General features: G+C 38.5%; 7 protein-coding genes. 1 reads left to right on the top strand and 6 read right to left on the bottom strand.

Translation table 11 applies throughout. The features are described from left to right. Positions 1–20 precede the first annotated feature (20 nt). From buk to V7147_RS09140, 4 genes are all read right to left on the bottom strand, one after another. Positions 21–1,130, bottom strand: a complete 1,110-nt coding sequence (gene buk, locus V7147_RS09155; protein ID WP_335367548.1) for a butyrate kinase — start codon at positions 1,128–1,130, stop codon at positions 21–23. A gap of 305 nt (positions 1,131–1,435) precedes the next feature. Continuing rightward, positions 1,436–2,533, bottom strand: a complete 1,098-nt coding sequence (gene bcd / locus V7147_RS09150; protein ID WP_335367547.1) for a branched-chain amino acid dehydrogenase — start codon at positions 2,531–2,533, stop codon at positions 1,436–1,438. Between the two features lie 31 nt (positions 2,534–2,564). Further along, positions 2,565–3,473 carry a phosphate butyryltransferase gene (gene yqiS / locus V7147_RS09145; RefSeq protein ID WP_335367546.1) on the bottom strand — a complete coding sequence of 303 codons (909 nt, stop codon included), beginning with the start codon at positions 3,471–3,473 and terminating at the stop codon, positions 2,565–2,567. A 162-nt stretch (positions 3,474–3,635) separates the two neighbouring features. Beyond that, entirely contained in the window at positions 3,636–5,357 is a 1,722-nt protein-coding gene (locus V7147_RS09140) for a sigma-54-dependent Fis family transcriptional regulator (protein ID WP_335367545.1), read from the bottom strand. A gap of 175 nt (positions 5,358–5,532) precedes the next feature. Here V7147_RS09140 and V7147_RS09135 point away from each other — a divergent pair, with 175 nt between their 5' ends. Next, on the top strand, positions 5,533–5,811 hold the full coding sequence (locus V7147_RS09135) for a DUF2627 domain-containing protein (protein ID WP_335367544.1): 279 nt from the start codon (positions 5,533–5,535) through the stop codon (positions 5,809–5,811). A gap of 17 nt (positions 5,812–5,828) precedes the next feature. On the opposite strand, the gene V7147_RS09130 is transcribed toward V7147_RS09135, so the two are convergent. After that, positions 5,829–6,557 (bottom strand): glycerophosphodiester phosphodiesterase, encoded by a 729-nt coding sequence (locus V7147_RS09130; protein WP_335367543.1) that lies wholly within the window; start codon positions 6,555–6,557, stop codon positions 5,829–5,831. A gap of 125 nt (positions 6,558–6,682) precedes the next feature. Beyond that, entirely contained in the window at positions 6,683–7,477 is a 795-nt protein-coding gene (spo0A, locus tag V7147_RS09125; protein WP_335367542.1) for a sporulation transcription factor Spo0A, read from the bottom strand. Between the last annotated feature and the right edge of the window lie 125 nt (positions 7,478–7,602).

Below are 7,602 nucleotides of genomic sequence, written 5' to 3'. Positions count from 1 at the left end.
TCATCCTCCTTTTTAAACACTTATTTTAAGACCGGGGTGTGAAGGGGATTTCCCGGATATTCTTTTTCCTTCTCTTCCCCACGCAGCACACGTAAAGCACCCTCAGCTAAGGCCTGCAACTCATTTTCACCAGGCTGAATGATGACATCTGCTATCCAATTAACATGGTTCGATATTTCGGAGATAAATTCATTTCCATAGGCTAATCCGCCGGTTAAAATGATCGCATCAACACGCCCTGAAAGAACTGCACTTGCTGCACCTATTTCTTTGGCGATTTGGTATGCCATCGCCTTGTATACTAATCTCGCCTTTTCGTCTCCTTTTTCAATCATTTTCTCGACTTCAACTGCGTCATTTGTACCAAGATAACCAACTAATCCGCCATGCCCAACAAGTTTTTTCATGATTTCTTCACGGAAATATTGACCCGAAAAACAAAGGTCGATTAAATCCCCCGCAGGTACTGTCCCAGCTCGTTCTGGGCTAAATGGTCCGTCACCGTGCAACCCATTATTTACGTCAATCACTTTACCACGCTTATGGACACCGACTGTAATTCCACCGCCCATATGGGTAACGATTAAATTCATTTCTTCATAGGTTTTTCCGTGATCCTTCGCAACTCTTCTTGCTACTGCCTTTTGATTTAATGCATGAAAAATGCTCCTTCTTTCAATTAAATCAAACCCTGATATTCGAGCAATAGGTTCAAGTTCGTCAACAACAACAGGATCCACGATATATGGCGGAATATTTAACCCAGATGCAATTTCATACGCTAAAATACCTCCAAGATTCGATGCATGCTGCCCGGCATATCCAATCCGTAAATCTTGAAGCATTTCACTGTTTACTTTGTAGGTTCCGCCTTGTATCGGCTTTAATAACCCACCTCTACCGCAAACTGCGTTGAATTTTGAGATATTAATACCTTCATTAACTAAGTTTTTCAAAATGGTTGTTTTTCGAAATCCATATTGATCGTTAATATTTTCAAAAGCATTTAATTCTGAGCGATCATGTCGAATGGTCTTTTCAAAAACAGAACGTTCATTATCGTAGACGCCAATTTTCGTTGATGTTGATCCTGGATTGATAACGAGAATCCTGTATTCTTTGTCATGCAATATTGAAACCTCCAGTACTAAAATGCAGTTGTACGGTTGTTATTACATTTCTTGGTGATTCGTTTAAGGTGAAATGGAGGAAAAGCTTAATCCAGCCTTCCCCCATTGGAAAGTCTAGGGTTAATGTCTAGCTCCAGGCACCATCGGCTCTCTGGTCTAAGCTAATCGCTTCGGAAGGTAAAGTGCACCTTCTGTCAGCGCTCATCTTATGCTTGACTTGCACAGGAAGTGCTGACATCGACGTTTGCCACAGGACGTGGCAGTAGTTAGTCGATGTTCCTTTATCCAGGTGCCTTGCGCTTTTCTTACTTCCTACGACTTAAAATATGGTGCCCATTTTGTAAAAATTGGCTTCTTGAATTTCTCATTCTCTCGATGCGCTCCTCTGCTAAACGATCAGCAGCCTGATAGGTTGGAATGCCGTCTCTTTTTGCGATTTCAATTACTTTTTCAATTGTGTCGTAAAGTGATTCAACCTTCTTCAGCGCGCGCTCTTGATTGTAGCCATATAATTCGTCTGCAACATTGATAACTCCGCCAGCATTAATCACATAGTCTGGAGCGTATACAATCCCTAACTCATGAACCATGTCACCATGACGTGGTTCTTTTAGCTGATTGTTTGCAGAACCCGCAATGACTTTTGCCCTTAATAGTGGAATAGTCTCGTCATTTACTGTTGCACCTAGTGCACAAGGTGCATAAATGTCACAGTCTACACTATAAATGTCGTTAGGATCCACTGCCCTAGCTCCAAAATCTCTGACAGCACGGTCAACCGCGTCCTTATTAATATCTGTTACAATTAAATTTGCTCCTTCTTCATGAAGGTATTTACAAAGTGTGTATGCTACATTTCCAACACCTTGAATAGCCACTGTCTTCCCTTCAACTGAGTCTGAACCAAATGCTTCTTTCGCTGCAGCTTTCATTCCGCGATATACTCCAAATGCAGTTACTGGAGAAGGGTTTCCAGATGATCCGAAAGCAGGAGATATTCCCGTTACAAAATCGGTTTCTTCGTGGATAATATCCATATCTGCTACAGTCGTACCCACATCTTCAGCTGTTATATAACGTCCGTTCAGACCTTGAATATAGCGTCCAAACGCACGAAACATTTCTTCGTTTTTATCCTTGCGAGGGTCGCCGATAATAACTGTTTTTCCTCCACCCAGATTTAACCCAGCTGCTGCATTTTTATAAGTCATTCCTTTTGCAAGTCTTAATGCATCCTCAATCGCTGCTTCCTCTGAAGCATATGTCCACATACGAGTACCGCCAAGTGCCGGTCCTAATGTCGTATCATGAATAGCGATAATCGCCTTTAAACCAGATTGTTTGTCCTGACAAAATACTAATTGTTCATAATCAAATTTTTCCATATAAGAAAAGATTTCCATTTTGTAAGATCCTCCCCAAGATTGACAATAGTTAATTATTATTGGCAGAGCATACTGCCAATGCTAATGAATATAATTTGCTTTTTGCAGAATCAGCTCTAGAAGTTAATACAATCGGTGCAGATGCACCTGCAATTACAGCCCCTACCTCTGCTTTTGCAAAATAAACCAATGATTTATATAATGCATTTCCAACTTCAATTGTTGGAACGAGCAAAATATCAGCCTGTCCAGCCACTGCACTCGAAATTCCCTTATGCTCAGCCGCATGATTCGATATGGCGTTATCAAGCGCTAATGGTCCATCGACGATACAGTTTTGAATTTGACCGCGATTGTTCATTTGGGTTAAAACAGCCGCATCTAATGTTGCTTGCATCGATGGATTCACAACTTCAACCGCTGCTATAGGTGCTACTTTTGGAACGTTTATCCCGATTGAGTGTGCCACTTTAACTGCATTCGTTAAAATTTGTACCTTCTCCTGAAGCCCCGGTGCGATGTTCATGGCTGCATCTGTTACGATTACAAATCGGTTATAATCAGGTACTTCAAAAACAGCAACATGTGATAATACATTTCCTGTCCGTAATCCATATTCTTTATGCAAAACGGCTTTTAAAATAGTTGAAGTTGCGATATTCCCTTTCATTAAAACATCTGCTTCTCCAGCATGAACCGCTTTTACAGCATCCCTTGCCGCTTCTTCCTTTGTTGATGAATTTACAATTTGAAGTGCTTCATGCCCTGCCCTATATCCTCCTTTTTCAGAAAGGATTTGTTCAATCTTTTCTTGATTGCCGAACAATAAAAAACGAGAAAACCTGTGATTTACGGCTTCGATAACGGCTTCAAGCACTTCTTCATCCTCAGCGGCGGCAACTGCAACCGTAACCCCGGATTTTTCTGCCGCATTTTTGATAAGATTCGTAAGTTTCATTTCGTTTTACCTTCTTTTCAATCATAGTCCACTTCGTTTTTTACACTTATTATTTATGCAATTATCGTGCCAACACAAAATAATATGAAAGCGCTTCATTAGGGATGTTTTACATAAAACTTTTGTGCAATATCTTGCATTTCTTGCAAAAAATTGCGTGCTTTAATTTGCAAGATTATATTTTTCCAACTTATAATATAGACTTCTTAGTGAAATCCCTAATGATTTGGCAGCCGCCGTTTTATTTCCACCATTCAGTTCCAATACCTCTGAAATCACTTTTGCTTCGTACTTCTCAACTAAATCCGATAAAGGGACATCCTTAATTTCAGATTCAGGTATTGAATGGCTTTCAGGAACCTTGTCCATCAAATTATGTAGGGGTTGGATATGGTTTACATCAATTAGTCTTTCCTGATAGTTCATAAAGATTACGGCTCTGCCTAGCACATTTTCAAGCTCCCTGACATTTCCAGGCCAATCATATCCATATAAATAGTGAATTGCTTCTTCAGTTAACCCTTCAACTGTTCGCCCGTAATCCTGATTTATTTTAAGAAGCAAATGCTCCGCGAGTTGTTTAATATCATGTTTTCTCATTCGTAATGATGGAATGTGGATCGGTATTTTGTTTATCCGATAGTAGAGATCCTCTCTAAAGGTCCCATTTCCAATTCCTTTTTCCAAATTTACATTTGTAGCTGCGATGATTCGTACGTCGATTGGAATTGACTTCGTTCCCCCAACTCGTCTTATTTCTCTTTCTTGCAAAACCCTTAATAATTTTGCTTGCGTATTCAAAGAAAGTTCCCCAATTTCATCTAAGAAAATACTGCCATTGTTCGCTTCCTCAAATATGCCGCGTTTGCCACCGCGCTTTGCTCCTGAAAAAGCACCTTCTTCATAGCCAAAAAGTTCACTTTCTAATAGGGATTCTGAGATGGCTGCACAATTCACACGAACAAACTTATTATATTTTCGCTTACTTTCATTATGTATCGCATGTGCAAACAATTCCTTGCCTGTCCCAGATTCGCCTCTAAGTAATACGGTTGCTGGGGTTTTTGCTCCAAGTTTCGCTTGTTCTATTGCAAATTCCATTTCTTCTGAGGAACCAATAATATCATCAAATGTGTATTTTGCTTCGAGGGATCGAATGATATGTCTAGCCCGATTCAATTCAGATGTGAGTTGGCTAATTTCTGACACATCATGAATGACTCCTACACTTCCCTTAAGCTTGCCATCCACAATGACCGGTGCAACATTTACAATCACATCTTTATCATGTGGCCCTACCTTCATTCGGGCGCCTCTTACAGGTCTTCTCGTTTTTAATACCTGCATATGCATACTTTCTCCTTCAGAAATATCAGCGTTTGCAGGCTTCCCAATAACCTGGTCTTTTTCAAGTCCTGTTATTCGAGTGTATGCACGATTTATTAAAATGCCGCTTCCATTCTCATCCACAACTGAAATAGCTTCATCTGAGGATTGGATGATTGCTTCTAGCATTGTTTGTATTTCTTTTAAATTTGTAATTTCTTCAGCAAGATTGACAACTTCCGTAATATCTTTAAAAACGGCAAATGCCCCTAGGAGCATTCCTGATTCATTGATCATTGGAATTCTGGTTGTAATAATTTTTCGTCCATTTTTCAACACAAATTCCTGATTGACCTCAATAGCCCTTGTTGAAAGAATCTCAGGTAATCGGCTATATGGAATGCATTCGAATATATGCTTACCAATTGCATTTTCCTTCGCAACCCCGATCATCCTTGATGCACTACTGTTTAGTAAGATAACTTGGCTATTTATATCAATGACAATCATTCCATCATGGGTTGAATCTAAAATCAAATCGACCATAACCTTCTGCATATCCACAGTCACCTCCCTATCACAAGGTTAGAGTTTTGCAATATTTTACATACTCTTATTATTCCCTTTGCAAAAAAATGCACACCTTTATAATAACCTGAAACATCCATCTTGACAAATTTTATTAATGGCTTAAATTAATAGTAAGTAGTCTTTTTTTGAAAGGAACTTATTTATGCAACGAATATTAGCTCTAATCGTATTATTAATTCCCGGAATTATAGCTGGGGTTGGAATTAAATTTATGAGGGATATGTTTTTCGGTGTATTACATAGCCCGATACCATCCTTAATGCTACAATTTATTATAGGTCTTATTTTCTTCCTAGCTGGCTTATCCTTTATCGGTGGCTTCATTCTTCACCGCGACCGTAAAAGAAATAAAGTACAAGAAAAATTTAGTAAAGAAAGCTCCCCTGTTGCGGAGAGCAAAATAAATAATCCTGCTGAGTGAGCAGGATTATTTTTTGTTTATTTAGCTAATGCAACTGCCTTTCTTGGATGATCAGTAATGATCGCAGAACATCCAAAATCTATAAATTGCCTCATCTTCTTCTCATCATTTATTGTAAATGGACGAACTGCAATGCCATTTCGCTTCGATGCATCGACTATTTCTTTATTGATTGTTGGATGATATGGATGGATTCCGTTTGTTTTAAGGCGTTTTGCATATTCCCACGGCTCATAAAGACCCTCCATATATAAAATAGCCAAATCAATTGATCTCGACATCCGCCTACACTTCACTAAACTATAGTGATTAAAGCTGGATAAAACAATTCGGTCCTCAAGTCCATAGTCCTTAATCATCTGCATTGTTTTTTCTTCTATCCCCCTATAGGAGACTAATCCAGTTTTAAATTCAACGTTGATAAGCAGCCTATTTGATTTTGCCCAATCAAATACTTCTTCAAGTGTCGGTATCTCGCAATTTCCGTACCTATCCTTAAACTTATAGCTTACATCCATTTGCTTGATTTGTTTTAATGTATAATCCTTAACCCAGCCTTTATATTTTCCATTTGTCGTTCGATTAACAGTTTCATCATGGATGACAACAATGACACCATCTTTTGTCATTTGAATATCTAACTCAATCCCATCAGCACCAACTCTTGCGGCTTCTTTAAACGAAATCATTGTATTTTCCGGGTGTGTTCCGGCTGAACCCCTATGCCCAAAAATTTTCGTTTTCATCATTGGTATTCTCCTTTTTTTGGTGATACCTCCATTATAGAAAAAACGCCACAAAAAAACACCGCTTTCACGGCGTTTTCTGAATAAATGAATAGTAAGTTCAGTTTTAATTACCTCTTACCCTCTCAAGAAGCTTTGTGCTCAAGACGAAGCTTATCTGCAACCATTGCGATGAACTCGGAGTTTGTTGGCTTTGCTTTTGACATACTTACTGTATAACCGAACAGATTAGAAATAGAGTCAATATTACCACGGCTCCACGCAACTTCAATGGCATGGCGAATCGCACGCTCAACGCGGCTTGCAGTTGTATTGAATTTCTTTGCGATGTCTGGGTAAAGAACTTTCGTGATAGATCCTAATAATTCAATATCATTGTATACCATCGAGATTGCTTCTCTTAAGTATAGATATCCTTTAATATGTGCAGGAACTCCAATTTCGTGAATAATACTTGTAATGCTTCCCTCTAAGTTTTTAGGACTATTTTCTGGCTGTGTGCGAACAACTTGATTAGATGGGTTACGTTTAATTACTGGGGTTGATTTACCGCTAACATGACGGATTCGGCTTGCAAGGTTTTCCATATCAAATGGTTTTAAAATAAAATAAGCTGCGCCTAAATCGACAGCCTTTTTAGTCACATCCTCTTGACCAAAAGCTGTTAACATAATTACACTAGGCTGTTTTTCAAGATTTGATTCGCGTAATTTTTCTAAGACTGCTAGGCCATCAAGGTGAGGCATAATAATATCTAAAACGAGAACATCTGGCTGTTTATCTTGAAGCATATTAAGGCAATCTTGACCATTATAGGCAACACCTAATACTTCGATATCTTCTTGGCTAGATAAATATTCATCAAGTAAATTAACCAGTTCTCTGTTATCATCAACCACACAAACTTTTATTTTTTTCACTCTATTTCCTCCTCAAGCTTAAATCCAGAAAATTTGTATATATTCTTATTCTAAAGAAAGAATTCGACAATGCAATAAGAATTCCTTTATTTTTTTAAAAAAATAGGAAAATTTTATTGAAAAAT

It is taken from the genome of Bacillus sp. JJ1521, from assembly GCF_036965165.1.
Lineage (GTDB): Bacteria > Bacillota > Bacilli > Bacillales > Bacillaceae_L > Ferdinandcohnia.
Note: the sequence above shows the minus strand (reverse complement) of the source record. Positions and strands in the feature narration are given on the sequence as shown.